We start from the raw sequence: 15155 nt of genomic DNA, 5'->3' as shown, positions 1-15155 counted from the left end.
GCGATCTCGAACCGGTGCGCGGAGCAGGAGCGCTGCCGACTGCGTCCTGGTGTTGTGGTGACGGTTTCCCGCGAATCAGCCGCTGCCCGCGCAGCGGTACTGCCGCGGGTTCAAGGGCCTCATCGCGGCGTGCATCGAATGCTCAATCGGCCATGACCGGCCGGGCGCTGCGCGGCCGACTGGCGGACGTCCTGCCGTGGTCGCGAGCCGAGCTTTCGGACCCGCCCTGCACGGCGTCGGCCATCACGCCTTCGCGCCGCGTGATGCCATGGCGAAACATCTTCCGGTACAGCGTCTTGCGGCTGACATGCAGCTGCACGGCGGCGGCGCTGACATTCCAGCGGCAGCACTCGAGCACGCGGCGCAGCGCTTCGCGTTCGGCTTCGCCGAGCACGTCGTCGCCTTCGAGATCGAGTTCGATCGCATCGTTCGGCGCTGGCGCAGCCGCCACGGCGCTGCCGCCGGACAGCCATTCGTCATCGAAATCGGCCACCGTCAGGCAATCGCTCTCGCACATCGCGATCATCGTGCGCAGCACGTTGCGCAACTGGCGGATGTTGCCCGGCCACGGTGACTGCAGCAGCCGGCGCATCGCCGCTTCCTCGATGTCGAACAGGCCGCCGCGATCGCGCGATTCCTCGCGGATCAGGTTGTGGATCAGCTCGCGCGCATCGTGGCGATCGCGCAGCGCCGGCATCCGCAGCGCGAGGCCGTTCAGACGGTAGTAGAGGTCTTCGCGGAAGCGCCGCTCGCGCACCTGCTGCAGCAGGTCGCAATGGGTGGCGCTGACGATGCGGATGTCGACCGGGATCGCCTTCGAGCCGCCGAGCGGAATCACTTCGCGATCCTCGATCACCGACAGCAGGCGCACCTGCAGCGGCAGCGGCATGTCGCCGATCTCATCCAGAAACAGCGTGCCGCCATTGGCCTGCACGACGCGGCCGGAATGACCTTCGCGGGTCGCGCCGGTGAACGCGCCGGCCTTGTAGCCGAACAGTTCGGATTCAATCAGCGTTTCCGGAATCGCCGCGCAGTTCACCGTCACGAACGGCTTGTCGGCACGGCGGCTGGCGGCATGGATCGCCTTGGCGAAACAGCCCTTGCCGGTGCCGGTCTCGCCGAGCAGCAGCACCGGGATGTCTCGGTCGATGACGCGGCGGACGATCCGCACGTTGTTGGCCATCTGCGGATCGCCGTACTCCATCGTCGCCAGCGGCCCGCAGGTCGACACCGGCGGCGCTTCGATCTGCTCGCGGCGGCCCGGCTCGCTGCGCGTCTCACGCTCCGGCGGCTGGATCGCGCTCCACAGCCGGGTCTGGCTGGCGCGTGCCATCAGCGGCGCGGCGCGGAAGGCGCGGCGCGAGGCCAGCTGCATCTGCGTCGACAGCGTGGTGTCGAACACCGACTCCAGCGCCTGTCCGCACAGCGCGCGGTGATCGGGCATGCCGAGCAGTTCCAGCGCGCTGCGGTTGGCACCGACGATCATGCCGTTGTCGTCGAAGGCGACGATGCCTTCGCCCGGCGTGGAAATGAACTCCTGCTGGCGATGGAAGCGCAGCAGGTAGTGGCGCTTGCAGCTTTCCAGCAGCGCGCGGTTCTCGATGTTCTGGGCGGCGATCTCGACCAGCGCCAGCGTGTGCGTCTGCGCACGGCTGAAGCTGCCGGAGATGTCGAGTGCGGCGACGACGCGGCCCTGCTGGTCGAAGATCGGCGCTGCCGAGCAGGTCAGCTCGGTGTTCTGCGCCAGAAAGTGTTCGTGCTGATGAATCACCACCGAGCGCTGCTCGACGATGCAGGTTCCCATGCCGTTGGTGCCGAGCTCACGCTCGCTCCAGACGGCGCCTTCGCGCAGCCCGCTGCGACGTGCCGTGGTCGCAAAGCCGGGATCGCCGACGTAATGCAGGATCACGCCATCCGAGTCGGTCAGCATGATGCCGAAATCGTTCTGCCCGAGCCGCTGTCGCAGGCCGAGCAGTTCCATCCGCGCGATCGACAGCAACAGGCCATGCTGATCGCGCCGCGCCTGCAGCTCAGGTCGATCGACGACGGTCGCCTTTTTCGGGCTCTGCGGGTCGAGCGCATAGTGCTGGATGCAACGGGTCCAGGAATCACGCACCAGATGGTCAATGCTCGCGGCAGGCTCCAAGCCCTGCACCGCAGACTCGACCAACGATGCATGACGCGCCGCTTTCTGCGTGGTCAACATGCTTTCCTCCTGCCGCGCCATCGAGCCCGTGGGCGCGAGGTCATTATCGTCATGGCGTTCACCCGCCATGCATGTGCGTTCAGTGCCATCCGCACGCGATATCGTGGGCAGGGCAGCACCAAACGTCGGAAGACTAACGCCGTCGTCAGTGCCATACAACAATCGGTTTCCGTGTGCCGGTTTATTGACGGAAGCTGCAGAAAAACGCTGTATCAGAACGCCCGATTCGGGTCGCTCCGACGGGTCATGAGGGTCTTCCGGAACGGCCAGCCAGTAAGCCGAACTGAGGCTGCTGCTCGGCGGATGAACGCGGTCGCGACCGTCGCCTCGCTCGTCGTCTTGGGGGGCGCTTGAGGGCGCCATGCCTGATGCCGACAGACCCGGCGCATCGTCATCCGCTTCCAGATCAGGTGCGGCGGGGGCACGCTCGCGCAGCCTCTCGAGCGTCGCTTGCGGCAGGCGCGGCGTGGACCGCCGGCGACCGCGCCTCACGGTCGCGCCCCGATGCCGGCATGCACCCGATCACATCGATGCCGCTGCAGCATCGGCAGTGGGATCACGCGTGCGGGTTGGCGGTCGAAAGCGGTCACGGGGCGCGCTCGTCAGTCGTTGACATCCGCGCAGGGAGGCGCGCGGCGCAACCGTCAACGCAGTTCGCGTGCCAGCACGAGAACCAAAACTACCGTTTCAAAAACAATGATTTGGCGCTGCATCTGAAGGCCCGGCCCGGGCGCTGCCGCGGTGGTGTTTCGATCCTGACCCACCAGTGTGGCCCGCCGGATTCAGCGCGGAAGCTCCGCAACAGCCGCTTCAACGCGGCGGCGTCAATGGCGCCGTTGCGGTTGCCGGGCCAGGTTCGCCCATCGCGTTGCCGGATGACGCTCGGCGAAAAGCGCCTGCCGCAACGATGCAGGCAGGCGCGTTCCGGGGCGAGGTGTCGCGATCAAGCTGGCGCGTCGTGAAGCTTCAGCGCCGTCTTCAGCACCGGCGTCGCCGGCGGCGTGGTCGTCGGCACGTCGGTATGCAGTTCGTAGACGCCGCCGGGCACGGCATCCGACACCGTGAAGACATAGACCTTACGCGTGTAGACGCCGAAACGATCCTTCAGCGGATCATTGGCATACGGTTCGATGCGGATTTCGTTCGCGGAGACCGGCTTGCCGCGGTAGGTCACCGTCACCGGCGTGACTTTCGCCGATTCGGCCAATGCGAGGCGAATGCGCTTGCGGAAGTAGGCCTGCTGTCCGCCGAGGATGCCGTGCATGTCGCGGATGTCCTTCTCGAGGAAGTACAGGATCACCGGATTGGCGGTGCCGCCTTCGATCGTCGGCAATTCCACCTTGTTCGGGCCGCTCAGGTAATCGACCGAGATCTTGCGCTCGGTCTTGGCGCCAGCGCCGATGATCACTTTCACCTTGTCCGCGAAGGTCTGATCGGGCTTGCCGCTCTGCTGATAGTCGTACTCGATCTGCGCCGCCTTCGCGATTGACTTCAGATGGTCATCGAGAAAGATGCGCTTCTCGGCCACGGAGATCTCGTCACCGGCCATCGCCGCCGACAGCACTGCGGAACCCATCGCCAGCGACAGCGCAAAACCTTTCAGCACGTTGTTCATCGCTCCTCCACAGAGCCATTTGTTGTTCATCAGTATCCCTGGTTGCCGCACGACCGCTGACCGAGGCCTGCGGGCAGACATCAGGGCTTGGATTCGACTGTCGGCTTCGCGGCCGACCGTTCGGACGATGCCAGCTTCATCGCCAGCTCGACATCGAGCTTGCCGAGGGTCGTCAGCGTCTGACGGACATCGTCCGCCTGTCCGCGTGACAGCTGCAGCTTGCCGAGTTCGAACCAGGCCTGAGCATCGTCCGGTTGCAGCGTGATCGCGTGACGATACGCGTCGAGCGCGGCGTCGCCCTGATCGAGTCGTGTCAGCGCCTGTCCGCGCATGAACCAGGGCTCGGCACTGCGCGGTTCGGCATCGGCCCAGTCTCGCGTCAGCTCGGCCAGTTCCGTCCACAGGCCGCGCGCTTCCAGTGTCGATGCCCGCATGAAAAACGGAAGCTTTTCCGGTGGTTGCGCCCAGAACGGGCGAGGCCCGTCGAGCACGCCGATCGGCAGGAACGCGTCGCTGCGCGCGAGTTCCTCGTCGATCCAGTCTGCCGGGATCGAAAAGTAGTAGGCCTCCGCGCCCTTCAGCCGGAAGGTCAGGATGCCGGCCAGTCGCCCGTCGAGCGTGAACAGGCCGCCGCCACTGGCGCCGGAGTTGAAGTATGTGGCGCTCTGGATCACCACGCCGCCCGCCACGGCATGCAGTGAGCGAACGGTGCCGCCCTGCACCGACAGGCCCTGGCCGAAGGTGTAGCCGAGCGCGGCGACATCGTCTTCCACATGCAGATCGCGTGAGCTGCGCCGTGCGAGCGGCTGGACATCGTCGAGCCCCGGCACGCGCAGCAGGCACAGGTCGCGCTCGGTGTTGGCCCGCTGTCGCGTCGCGCGCCAGCGCAGGCCCTGATAGATCATCGTGATCGATGCCGCCTGCGCGGTGACGTGGCAACTGGTCGCGAAGATTCCCGGCGCGACCGACAGCGCGCTGCCGAGGGAATAGGCGCCGGATTCGGTCGTGACCTCGACCTTGACGATGCTGCCGATGATCGGATTGAACAGCTCCCGGTCTATTTCCGAGGCGCGCGTCGGCAGCAGCGGACACAGCAGGGCCGCGGCAAGCGTGATCGTGGCGGCCAGCGCTGCCGCGCGGCGCACGAGCGGGGATGCGTCAGGATCAGGCATCGGAAGGACCAGTCAAGGACGATGAATTCGGGGAATGCCATGCCATCCATTCGGCACGGCCGCCGCATCGCGTGGCGCGACACGGCAAGGATTCAAGAGAAAGCAGCGATCGTCGCGCTTCTGCGGCGTGCCGCACAACGCGGCATCGTCGACGACCCGGCGGCAGGGCAGGGCGCTGTGCCCAGGCCTGCGGCCAAAAAAAGTGGCACCACCAACTTGCGTCAGTGGTGCCACATCCAGCGAACAGCTGCTACGAGTCGGCTCTTGCGAGCGCGAACCTTATTCGCTCAGCGCGAACACCGTCAGCGAGCCGCCCAGTTCCGTGTACGAAGCGAGGTCCTTGTAGCCGCCGACCGCGCCCAGACCATCGGAGTCCTTCTCGAGGCCAGCCGCCATGCCGATGCCGGCCCAGCCGCCGATGCCCGAGTACACGCCGACATACTGCTTGCCCTTGTGCATGTAGCTGAACACGTTGCCGATGATGCCGGACGGAGTCTTGAACTTCCAAAGCTCCTTGCCATCCTTCAGGCTGACAGCCTTCAGGTAGCCTTCCAGCGTGCCGTAGAACAGCACGTCGCCCGCCGTGGTCAGCGCGCCCGACCAGACCGAGAACTTCTCCGGCTTCGACCAGACGATCTTGCCCGCGCCAGCATCCCACACCGTGAAGTTGCCCATGCCGCCATGGCTGTTCGGGGCCGGGTACATCGCGAGGGTCGCGCCGACATACGGCTGACCGGCGGTGTAGTCGACGGCGAACGGCTCATAGTCCATGCAGACGTGGTTCGTCGGGATGTAGAACAGGCCGGTCTTCGGGTTGAACGCCGCCGGCTGCTGGTCCTTCGAACCCAACGCCGCCGGGCAGATGCCCTTGGTGTTGACGTCCGGACCGTTCTGCGCGGTGGAGTACTTGGCGACGACCTGCGGACGGCCCGTCTTCATGTCGACGTGCGTGGCCCAGTTCACGGCCGGGTCATACTTCTCGGCGACGAGCAGCGCGCCGTTGGTACGGTCCAGCGTGTAGCCGAAACCATTGCGATCGAAATGCACGAGCGCCTTGGTCGGCTTGCCCTTGACGTTGATGTCGGCAAGGATCATTTCGTTGATGCCGTCGAAATCCCACTCGTCGAACGGCGTCATCTGATAGACCCACTTAACCTTGCCGGTATCCAGGTCACGCGACCAGATCGACATCGACCACTTGTTGTCGCCCGGACGCTGCGACGGGTTCCAGGTCGACGGGTTGCCGGTGCCGTAGAACACCTGGTTCAGCGCGCGATCGTAGCTGTACCAGCCCCAGGTCGTGCCACCGCCGATCTTCCACTGGTCGCCCTTCCAGGTCGACAGCGAGGAGTCCTTCTTGACCGGCGTGACCTTGCCATCTTCCCAGGTCGTGGTCTTGCCCGGCTCGATCAGCATTTCGGCATCCGGACCGACGCTGTAGCCCTTCCAGGCCAGCGTGCCGTCCTTCAGATTGTAGGCCGCGAGGAAGCCGCGAACGCCCCACTCGCCGCCGGAAATGCCGGTGACGACCTTGTCCTTGAACACGTGCGGGGCGTTCGAGTTGACGGCGCCGAGCTTCGGATCACCATTCTTGACGCTCCAGACCAGCTTGCCGGTCTTGGCGTCGAGCGCGATGAGGTTGGTGTCAGCCTGCTGCAGCAGGATCTTGCCGTCGCCGAAAGCGAGGCCACGGTTGACGGTGTCGCAGCACATCTGCGGAATCACGGCCGGGTCCTGCTTCGGCTCGTACTTCCAGAGAATCTTCTGCGTATCCAGATCGACCGCGAACACCTTGTTCGGGAAAGGCGAGTGGATGTACATGACGCCGTCGATGACGAGCGGCGAGCCTTCGTGGCCGCGCAGCACGCCGGTCGAGAAGGTCCACGCCACCTGCAACTTGTTGACGTTCTTGTCGGTGATCTGGCTCAGCTTGCTGTAGCGCTGGTTGTATTCATCGCCAGCCTGCGCTGCCCAGTTGCCCGAATTGGCAAGTGCCTTGTCGAGCGCGGCGTCGGCGTGAACGCCGGGCGCTGCGACGAGGGCAAACGCCGCCATGGTGATGCCAGCCTTGTAGCGTAAATTCATCTTGTTTCTCCTCCGCATTTAGGAAATTACGGTTGTAGCTGTTCGATTACACTCGGAACGCATGGCGATATCGCATCCGGCGCATCTTTCTTCTGACTCCGCGTGCCGATGACCCGACCCGCGGAATGGTGCAGCTTGAATCGACTCCGCGACCAACCGCTTCGCCGTGTTGCCGTCAATAACCGAACCCGCAGGCTTGTCAGCAACAGCCGTGCCACTCCGGGCAAGATTCCCGGAATCGCATAAACATCAACAAAATCAGTGCTGTTGCCCCGGATTCAATTGCTGCAATTGCACAATTAAATGTTGATATTGACGGGGCTGGCGCAGTTTTGACCCACCTGTTTCCGATGGCTCCAGACGGCGGCGTTCAAGCGACGGAAGGCTGACACCTGGGCCAGCTGCGGACCGGGTTCAAGCCGACGCCGACGTGCCTGCCGATCCCGCCACCGAATCGCGGATTCTGCTGTCATCGGCACGCTGGACGCGCCTTGCAGGGCGCCAAAACTGGCGTTTTCCGGCCGTTGTGCGCCGATTGCTGCCGAATTGCCGCGAGGCCGTGCAATATTCCGTCATCGGCCCCGGCCGACGACCGAGGTACCGGAGCCGATCCGGCCCGCCGTCGATCGCGCCGGGGCTTTCCATTCATGACGGGGATCGCATGTACAACATAAGAGGAGTGGCCGCCGCGCTGTTGCTGGCGGCCGGCACTGCGCAGGCTGCGGAAGGCATGTGGACGATGGACAACCTGCCGATCAAGCAGATGCAGGCGCGCTACGGCTTTTCGCCGACGCCGGCCTGGGTGACACATGTGCAGAAGTCCGCGGTCCGACTCGCCGGCGGTTGCTCGGGCTCGTTCGTGTCGCCCGATGGGCTGGTGATGACCAACCATCACTGTGTCAACGCCTGCATCCAGCAGCTGTCGAGCGCGAGCAGCGACTACATCAAGAAGGGCTTCAATGCCAGGCAGCCGGCGGACGAGCAGCGCTGCCCGGAGATCGAGCTGAACCGGCTCGACGAGATCAAGGACGTCACCGCCAACGTCCGCAAGGCGACTGCCGGGCTCGACGGCGAGGCCTATTCGAAGGCGCAGAAGGCCGAGCAGTCGCGTCTGGAAGCCGAGTGCGTCGGCAAGGACAAGGCGACGACGCGCTGCGACATCGTCGACCTGTATCACGGTGGCCAGTACCACCTGTACAAGTACCGGCGCTATCAGGATGTGCGTCTCGTGTTTGCCCCGGAACTGGCCATGGCCTTCTTCGGTGGCGACCCGGACAACTTCAATTTTCCGCGTTACGACCTCGATCTCGGCCTGCTGCGCGCCTACGAGGACGGCAAGCCGGCCAAGGTCAAGGATTTCCTGCCGTTCAGCGCGAACGGCGCCGAGGCAGGTGAACTGGTGATGACGGTCGGTCATCCGGGTACGACCCAGCGTCTGCTGACGATTGCCCAGCTCGAGACCCAGCGCGATCTGGCGCAGCCGCAGCGGCTGTTCCTGAGTTCGGAGCTGCGCGGGCTGCTGACCCAGTACCGATCGCAGGGCAGCGAGCAGGCGCGGGTGGCGCAAAGCGATCTGTTCGGCGTCGAAAACTCGATCAAGGCGCGCAAGGGTCAGCTGGAAGCGTTGCAGGATCCGGAAGTGTTCGCCTTCAAGCGTCGGCAGGAAACGGCTCTGCGCGACTACGTGTCGAAGGATCCGAAGCTGGCTGCCGACACCGCGAATGCCTGGGACGAGATCGCCAAGGCCGAAACCGTGCTGCGCAACATCTACTGGCCGCACCGGATGATCGAACTCGGAACCGGCTTCCAGTCCGACTATTTCGGCATCGCCCGCGCGCTGGTGCGGGGCGCGGCGGAACGCGCGAAGCCGAATGGCGACCGTCTGCGCGAGTTCACCGAATCGGCGCTGCCGGCAGCCGAACAGCGCCTGTTCTCGACCGCGCCGATCACCCCGGACTACGAGCGCACCAAGCTCGCCTGGTCGTTGACCAAGCTTCGCGAATATCTGGGTACCGATGACCCGAATGTGCGCCAGTTGTTCGCCAAGGAATCACCCGAGCAGCTCGCCGAGCGGCTGGTGCGCGACACGAAGCTCGGCGATGTCGCCGTGCGCAAGGCGCTGTGGGCCGGCGGTGCCGACGCGATCGCCCAGTCCTCCGATCCGTTCATCCAGTTGGTCGCCGCGATCGATCCGGCAGCGCGGGCCTTGCGCAAGCGTTACGAGAGCGAGGTTGATGCCGTCACTGCGAAGAATGCCGAGAAGATTTCGGCTGCGGCCTTCGCCAAGGACGGCACCGGCACCTATCCGGATGCCACGTTCACGCTGCGCCTGTCGTACGGCGAAGTTCAGGGCTGGACCGAGAAGGGCAAGCCGGTCGCGCCGTTCACCGATGTCGCCGGCGCGTTCGCGCATCACACCGGCTACGAGCCGTTCAAGCTGGCGGACAGCTGGCTGGCAGCGAAGGACAAGTTGAGCCCGACCCAGCGCTTCAACTTCGTCAGCACCAACGACATCATCGGCGGCAATTCCGGGTCGCCGATGATCAACCGCAACGGCGAAATCGTCGGTCTGGTGTTCGACGGCAACATCCGCTCGCTGGGCGGAGCCTACTGGTTCGACGAACGCAACAATCGCACGGTGGCCGTGCACAGCGGCATCCTGCTGGAAGCACTCGACAAGGTGTACGGCGCCGAGCGCGTGCTGAAGGAACTGCGCGGCGCGCAGAAGCGCTGAAGCACGCACCGTCGGGACGCCGCTCGGCGTCCCGACGCTTGGCCTCGATGCGAGGCGGGCCGCTCCGACCGGGCGGAACCGCCTTGTCGCTCGTGATCGGCGATCAGCGCGGCGACGGATACGCCGCCGCGCTCTCGATCCGCTGGCGCCACAGATCGGCCGCCATCATCTGGCCACTGGTGGCGAGATGGCAGCCGTCGAAGCGGACACTGGGGCCCAGGGTGTCGGTATCCGCTCCGGCGAAAAAGCCGTTCGGCGGATCGACGAGGCCACGCTGCGCCATCGCCAGCGTCATGTCCTGCTCGCTGCCGCAGCGGGTGTGGACGGCGATCAGCACCTTGGTCTGGCCCGGCGCGCTGCCGGGCAGCAGGCCGTACGGGGCAACCGATCGGATCATGCTGCGAAACCGCGTCTGATAAGCCTCCACGGTGCTGCCGCGGTCGGCAGAGCCCTGATGCCACAGGACGTACGAGAACTCAAAGCCGGCGTTGCGCGTCGCCTGCACGGCTGACGTCAGGCGCGGGTTGAGGCTGCCGCCGACATCCCACTGGGCGATGCTGCTGCCGCCCACGCCGATCGTGACGAAGGCCGTGTACGGCATCGCGTCGACCGGCAAGGCATCGGCCAGGAACGACCACATGCTGCCCCCTAGACCGTCGGCTCCCAGCATCGGATCGCGTGCCTCGTAGCAGCGTCCTCGATCAATGGTGTAGGCAGCGTGAGTTGGTCTGTACGCTCGCTCGTTTGCGTTCGAGGCGATCGACTGGCCGAACGCGAGGAACACGATCGGCCGCACGGCGACGAGATCCGCGCAGCGCACTTCGTTGTAGCCATCGGCCGTGGTGCCGATCACCGCGAGCCGCGGTGGTGGCGCTGGCGGCGGTGTCGGCGGAGGTGACGGCCCCGGCCCCGGCCCCGGTGCTGGGCCCGGGACGGGTGCCGGCGCAGGCGATGGACCCGGTAATGGTGTCGGCGGCGGGCCGTTCGAGATGGGCGGCACCGGCGAACCCGCTGCCGTCTGCGGACCGCCGCCGCAGCCGGGCAGGCTCGCTGCGCACAGCAGGACGATGGCCGCCGCCGGCGCACGGCGGGAACCGACTGGGTGACGACGTTGCCGGCCCTGCGCTTCGGTCATCGGCTCACCAGCGCGTGGTCACCATTGATGGCGTTGATGATCGGCTCGCTGTTGCGCACGGCATGGGTCCTGAGCAGGTGGGCGTTGGTGTCGCAGAACTGCGTGCTGTCGCTCTTCAACTGCCACTCGCGATCATTGTCGATGAACGACAGCATGTGCAGTTCCTGCTTCAGGTCGCCAATCTGGGCTTCCCAGCGGCTGCGGTCGCGCTCGCGGATCAGCACCGTCGGCAGCATGAACTGTGCCTTCACGCCGCGCTCGGTCATCCGCGCGGCGAAGGCCGTCGCCATCGCGTGGAAATCGCGGGATCGGGCCAGCAGCTTCGGGTCGAAGTCGAGCGGCTTGGCATTGGTCGAGGTCGTGCAGTCGATCCAGTCGCCCTGATGGTTGACGATTACCGAGCGGTTGCCGGCGAGGCGGACGCTGTGATCCTGTTGGCTGCCGGCCGTGGCGAGCACTTCGATCGGCGACGACAACGACTGCCATTGGCGGTAGTTCGACAGGCTGCGAACCAGCGTCACATTGTCGAACAACTGCATCACGGACAGATTCAGGGTGCCGAGCGGCGTTGGCAACGAAATCCGGTGCGACGGCACGCGCCAGGTCCCGCTGGCGAAGGTCACCCGATCGCTCTCGGGGGTGGATTCGCGGTGGCTGAGCAGGCTCAGCGCCGAAATCACCACGTGGTCGCCGGGGCGGGCGCGGGCCTCGACGACATCGAACAGGTTCTGGACGTCGAGGCCTTCACCGAGCACGCCGAGGTTGTAGACCGGCAGGCCGGTGCGACGCGAGATGGCATCGGAATCGAAGCTGCTGATGGCGTTGGACCCTCCCGCCAGCAGGATGCGCGGGCCATCGGCCGGGTTCATCCGGGTATCGAGCTGGGCGCGGGACGCTGCCAGCGTTTCGATGAAGCGGGCATTCACCGCGTCGTTGACGGTGCCCTTCAGCAGACACGACGCCGGCACCGCCAGCGCCAGAAACAGCCACAGCATCATGGATTTACTGGCGCGCATAGATCATCCCCTCGGAACCGTTGCTGGCCATCAGTAGGATCGCGGCGATCACCACGACCATGCGCCAGCCGAAGAACAGCGAGTACGCCGGCAGCTTGCGTTGCACGTTCTGCCACTCGGTGAACAGCACGAAACCAATGCCGGCGATCAGCATCTGCCAAGTCCCGGACGGCGCCAGCTGCAGCAGGCGATGCATGGTTTCCGTCGGCGAGCCGATGATCGCGGTCCACTGCCACGGATCGATCAGCGTGCCGAACTTGGTCAGAAGGCGCGGCAGGTCGTCGTCCATGAACAGCAGGCGGCCGAACAGCAGCACGGCGAAGAACGCCATCCAGCCGACCAGCTTCGGCCACTGGTAGCGACGCAGGACATTCGCGTACAGCAGGAAAGCGCCCGCGTGGAACAGGCCCCACAGGAAGAAGTTCGGGGTGATGCCATGCCAGGCGGCGGAGACGAGGAACACGCACAGCGGCGCGTACTTGGCCCAGCGCGCGCCGACGCTGGACGCGCGGAACGGCTCGTAGACGTACAGATGGAACCAGCGGCCGAGGCTGATGTGCCAGGCGCGCCAGAAATCGCGGACATTGCCGGCGAAGAACGGATGGTTGAAGTTCAGCGTCAGCTGCGGGCCCAGCATCAGGCTGATGCCGTAGGCCATCAGGCTGTAGCCGCACAGATCGAAATAGACGCGCAGTTCGAACGCGATGATGCCGATCGACAGCGTCAGTGTGTCGTCGGCCACTTCCGGAAAGTAGAAGCGGGCGAGCAGCCGGCCGACGATGAACTTGTAGAACGCACCGAGCAGCAGCCAGCGCGCGCCGCGATCGAAGCGCGCCCAGTCGATGGTGAAGCGGAAGTTTTCGAGCACGGCGAGAAACGCCGGACGCTCGATCGGACCGCTGAGGAATTTCGGGAAGTAGGTGACGTACAGCAGATACAGGCTGAACTCCGGCTTCGGAATCTTCCGACCCAGCACGTCGGCATTCACCGCGGCCATCGACAGCACGTAGAACGGCAGCCCCAGCGTCACCGCCCACTGGTCGATCAGCGAGGCGCTGTTGCCGGTCAGCGTGCCGACGGCACCGGTCAGTTCCAGGGTCACGAAGCTGACGGTCCAGATCGTCCAGTTGCCGCGGATCGCCCAGTGCCGGAGTCGCTCCGGCGCGGCGGCGTGCTGCAGGGCATGCTCGGTCAGCGTCAGCGCGCCGTGGCTCGTGGCGACGGTCAGCAGAATGAAGGCGAGGATATGCGGGGAGCCGGCGAGCAGCGCCAACGCGACCGCCGACAAGGCCAGCAGGCCGTACCGATGGCCCAGCGCGATCGGCAGGTCCGATCGCGTGGCGCTGTCAGCACCAGATCGGGGGAGTTCGAACGTCGATTCGGCGATCGACGGCAGTCTGACGGGAGGCATGTCGTGAGGGTGTCCGGCGGTTTCGCGCCCTGATCGCGCCACCCGCCCGTACAAGCCCTGTTCCAGCGCTTCGTGTGGTGGCGTACCCGCCGATTCCCCGGCATTCGCGGCCACAACGCTGACGCGCAGGCGGCGCCCACGTCCCCGTGTCGACATAAGTCTCTCCCTGACATGTGCCCGGCTACCGATCCTGGCGGCCGTTGATGCAAGTTAAGTCGGGATGTCGGGCAGCGACAAGCCCTTGTTTCGTCAGCGAATGGTCTCAGCGAGACTTGGCGCACGAAATCAGACCTGATTTGCGTTCCGCAATGACGGCGGCAGCGCCCGAAACAAAAAGCCGGCGGCGTCCGGAACTGGTCCGTTCGCCGCCGGCCGGGAGCCGCCGTAAAAACGTCGCGCCATTCAGGCGGTCCGGTGACGACGCGCCGTCACCGGGCGTGCAGTCGCGAAGCAGCCGTCTGGGGCAGCCCGCGCCGCCCGCGGGCCGATGATCAGATCATCTCGATCGCGACCGCCACCGCTTCGCCGCCGCCGATGCACAGCGAGGCGATGCCGCGCTTGCCACCGGTCTTCTTCAGCGCGCCGACCAGCGTTGCGAGGATGCGCGCGCCGCTGGCACCGATCGGATGGCCGAGCGCGCAGGCGCCGCCGTGGATGTTGACCTTGTCATGCGGCAGGCCGTGATCCTTCATCGCCGCCATCGTGACCACGGCGAAGGCTTCGTTGATTTCCCAAAGGTCGACATCGGCCGCCGTCCAGCCCAGCTTGTCGAGCAGGTTCCGGATCGCGAATACCGGGGCAATCGCGAACTCGCCCGGCAGGCGCGCGTGCGAGGTGTGGCCCAGGATGCGCGCCAGCGGCTTCAGGCCGCGGCGGGTGCTTTCGGCTTCGGACATCAGCACCACGGCGGCCGCGCCATCCGAGATGCTCGACGAGGTGGCGGCGGTGATCGTGCCGTCCTTCTTGAACGCCGCCTTCAGTGTCGGGATCTTGTCCGGACGGCCCTTGGCCGGCTGCTCGTCGTGGCGAATCAGTTCGGGGCCATTCTTGCCCGGCAGTTCGACCGGCGTGATCTCGAAATCGAAGCTGCCGTCCTCGTTCGCGAGCTTGGCGCGCGCCAGCGACGCCACCGCGAACGCGTCCTGCTCCTCGCGCGTGAAGCTGTAGTTGCTGGCGCAGGTTTCGGCGAACTGGCCCATCGACTTGCCGCGTTCGTAGGCGTCTTCCAGGCCATCCAGCGCCATGTGGTCGTAGATCGTCGCCGCACCGTAGCGGATGCCGGTACGGCCTTTCGGCAGCAGGTGCGGCGCGTTGGTCATCGATTCGAAGCCGCCCGCAACCATGATCGTGTTGCTGCCGGCCTTGATCAGGTCATTGGCCAGCATCACGGCCTTGAGGCCCGAGCCGCACATCTTCGAAATCTGGGTCGCGCCGACCGAGTCCGGAAGGCCGGCACCGCGGACGGCCTGGCGGGCCGGCGCCTGACCCTGACCAGCAATCAGGCAGCAGCCGAGAATCGCTTCGTCGACGTCGGACGGGGCGATGCCGGCCCGCTCCACCGCCGCCTTGATCGCCACCGCGCCGAGCTGGGCGCCGCTGAACGAGGACAGCAGGCCCAGCATGCCGCCCATTGGCGTGCGGGCGACCGAAACGATGACCACGGAATCGTGGCCGGTGGCAGCTGACATCGAATGACTCCGGTAGTGGACGAGGGGCGTCGCCGATTATCGCCGATCAGGCGGCGTTGTCGGAGCGTCGCTGACGTGTGGGCTGTCCCGGAG

The 15155-nt window shown here is 65.8% G+C and carries 9 protein-coding genes; 1 reads left to right on the top strand and 8 read right to left on the bottom strand.

Features of this window, described 5'->3' with window-relative positions; translation table 11 throughout:
• Window positions 1-142: 142 nt before the first annotated feature.
• The 4 genes from QZ951_RS18470 to QZ951_RS18455 all read right to left on the bottom strand — a co-directional run bounded on the left by QZ951_RS18470 (window position 143) and on the right by QZ951_RS18455 (window position 7048).
• The gene (locus QZ951_RS18470; RefSeq protein WP_293003292.1) at window positions 143-2203 is read right to left on the bottom strand and encodes a sigma-54-dependent Fis family transcriptional regulator; all 2061 of its coding nucleotides are present in this window, start codon (window positions 2201-2203) and stop codon (window positions 143-145) included.
• Window positions 2204-3149: 946 nt separating this feature from the next.
• Window positions 3150-3821 (bottom strand): hypothetical protein, encoded by a 672-nt coding sequence (locus tag QZ951_RS18465; RefSeq protein ID WP_293003290.1) that lies wholly within the window; start codon window positions 3819-3821, stop codon window positions 3150-3152.
• Between the two features lie 80 nt (window positions 3822-3901).
• A complete protein-coding gene (locus QZ951_RS18460) occupies window positions 3902-4993 on the bottom strand; it encodes a serine protease (RefSeq protein ID WP_293003288.1) in 1092 nt (363 codons plus the stop codon).
• Window positions 4994-5272: 279 nt separating this feature from the next.
• Window positions 5273-7048, bottom strand: coding sequence for a methanol/ethanol family PQQ-dependent dehydrogenase (locus tag QZ951_RS18455; protein WP_366943984.1), 1776 nt, complete (start codon window positions 7046-7048; stop codon window positions 5273-5275).
• A 691-nt stretch (window positions 7049-7739) separates the two neighbouring features.
• On the opposite strand from QZ951_RS18455, the gene QZ951_RS18450 reads away from it, so the two are divergent.
• A complete protein-coding gene (locus tag QZ951_RS18450; RefSeq protein ID WP_293003286.1) occupies window positions 7740-9812 on the top strand; it encodes a S46 family peptidase in 2073 nt (690 codons plus the stop codon).
• A gap of 103 nt (window positions 9813-9915) precedes the next feature.
• Here the strand turns inward: QZ951_RS18450 and QZ951_RS18445 are convergent, their stop codons facing one another.
• From QZ951_RS18445 to QZ951_RS18430, 4 genes are all read right to left on the bottom strand, one after another.
• Window positions 9916-10665: a sialate O-acetylesterase gene (locus QZ951_RS18445; RefSeq protein WP_293003284.1), complete on the bottom strand. Its 750-nt coding sequence runs from the start codon at window positions 10663-10665 to the stop codon at window positions 9916-9918.
• Window positions 10666-10943: 278 nt separating this feature from the next.
• A complete protein-coding gene (locus tag QZ951_RS18440; RefSeq protein ID WP_293003282.1) occupies window positions 10944-11963 on the bottom strand; it encodes a hypothetical protein in 1020 nt (339 codons plus the stop codon).
• Window positions 11950-13374: an MBOAT family O-acyltransferase gene (locus QZ951_RS18435; protein WP_293003280.1), complete on the bottom strand. Its 1425-nt coding sequence runs from the start codon at window positions 13372-13374 to the stop codon at window positions 11950-11952. The genes QZ951_RS18440 and QZ951_RS18435 overlap by 14 nt, the downstream gene beginning before the upstream one ends.
• A 491-nt stretch (window positions 13375-13865) precedes the next feature.
• Window positions 13866-15062: an acetyl-CoA C-acyltransferase gene (locus QZ951_RS18430; protein ID WP_293003278.1), complete on the bottom strand. Its 1197-nt coding sequence runs from the start codon at window positions 15060-15062 to the stop codon at window positions 13866-13868.
• Between the last annotated feature and the right edge of the window lie 93 nt (window positions 15063-15155).

The organism is Nevskia sp. (genome assembly GCF_021732705.1).
Lineage (GTDB): Bacteria > Pseudomonadota > Gammaproteobacteria > Nevskiales > Nevskiaceae > Nevskia.
The sequence above is the reverse complement of the archived record's forward strand: the minus strand, read 5'-3'. Positions and strand labels throughout refer to the sequence as shown.

Coding starts and splice junctions, on each gene's coding strand:
- QZ951_RS18465 (WP_293003290.1), bottom strand. CDS start 3,821: ATGAACAACGTGCTGAAAGGTTTTGCGCTGTCGCTGGCGATGGGTTCC.
- QZ951_RS18460 (WP_293003288.1), bottom strand. CDS start 4,993: ATGCCTGATCCTGACGCATCCCCGCTCGTGCGCCGCGCGGCAGCGCTG.
- QZ951_RS18455 (WP_366943984.1), bottom strand. CDS start 7,048: ATGGCGGCGTTTGCCCTCGTCGCAGCGCCCGGCGTTCACGCCGACGCC.
- QZ951_RS18450 (WP_293003286.1), top strand. CDS start 7,740: ATGTACAACATAAGAGGAGTGGCCGCCGCGCTGTTGCTGGCGGCCGGC.
- QZ951_RS18440 (WP_293003282.1), bottom strand. CDS start 11,963: ATGCGCGCCAGTAAATCCATGATGCTGTGGCTGTTTCTGGCGCTGGCG.
- QZ951_RS18435 (WP_293003280.1), bottom strand. CDS start 13,374: ATGCCTCCCGTCAGACTGCCGTCGATCGCCGAATCGACGTTCGAACTC.
- QZ951_RS18430 (WP_293003278.1), bottom strand. CDS start 15,062: ATGTCAGCTGCCACCGGCCACGATTCCGTGGTCATCGTTTCGGTCGCC.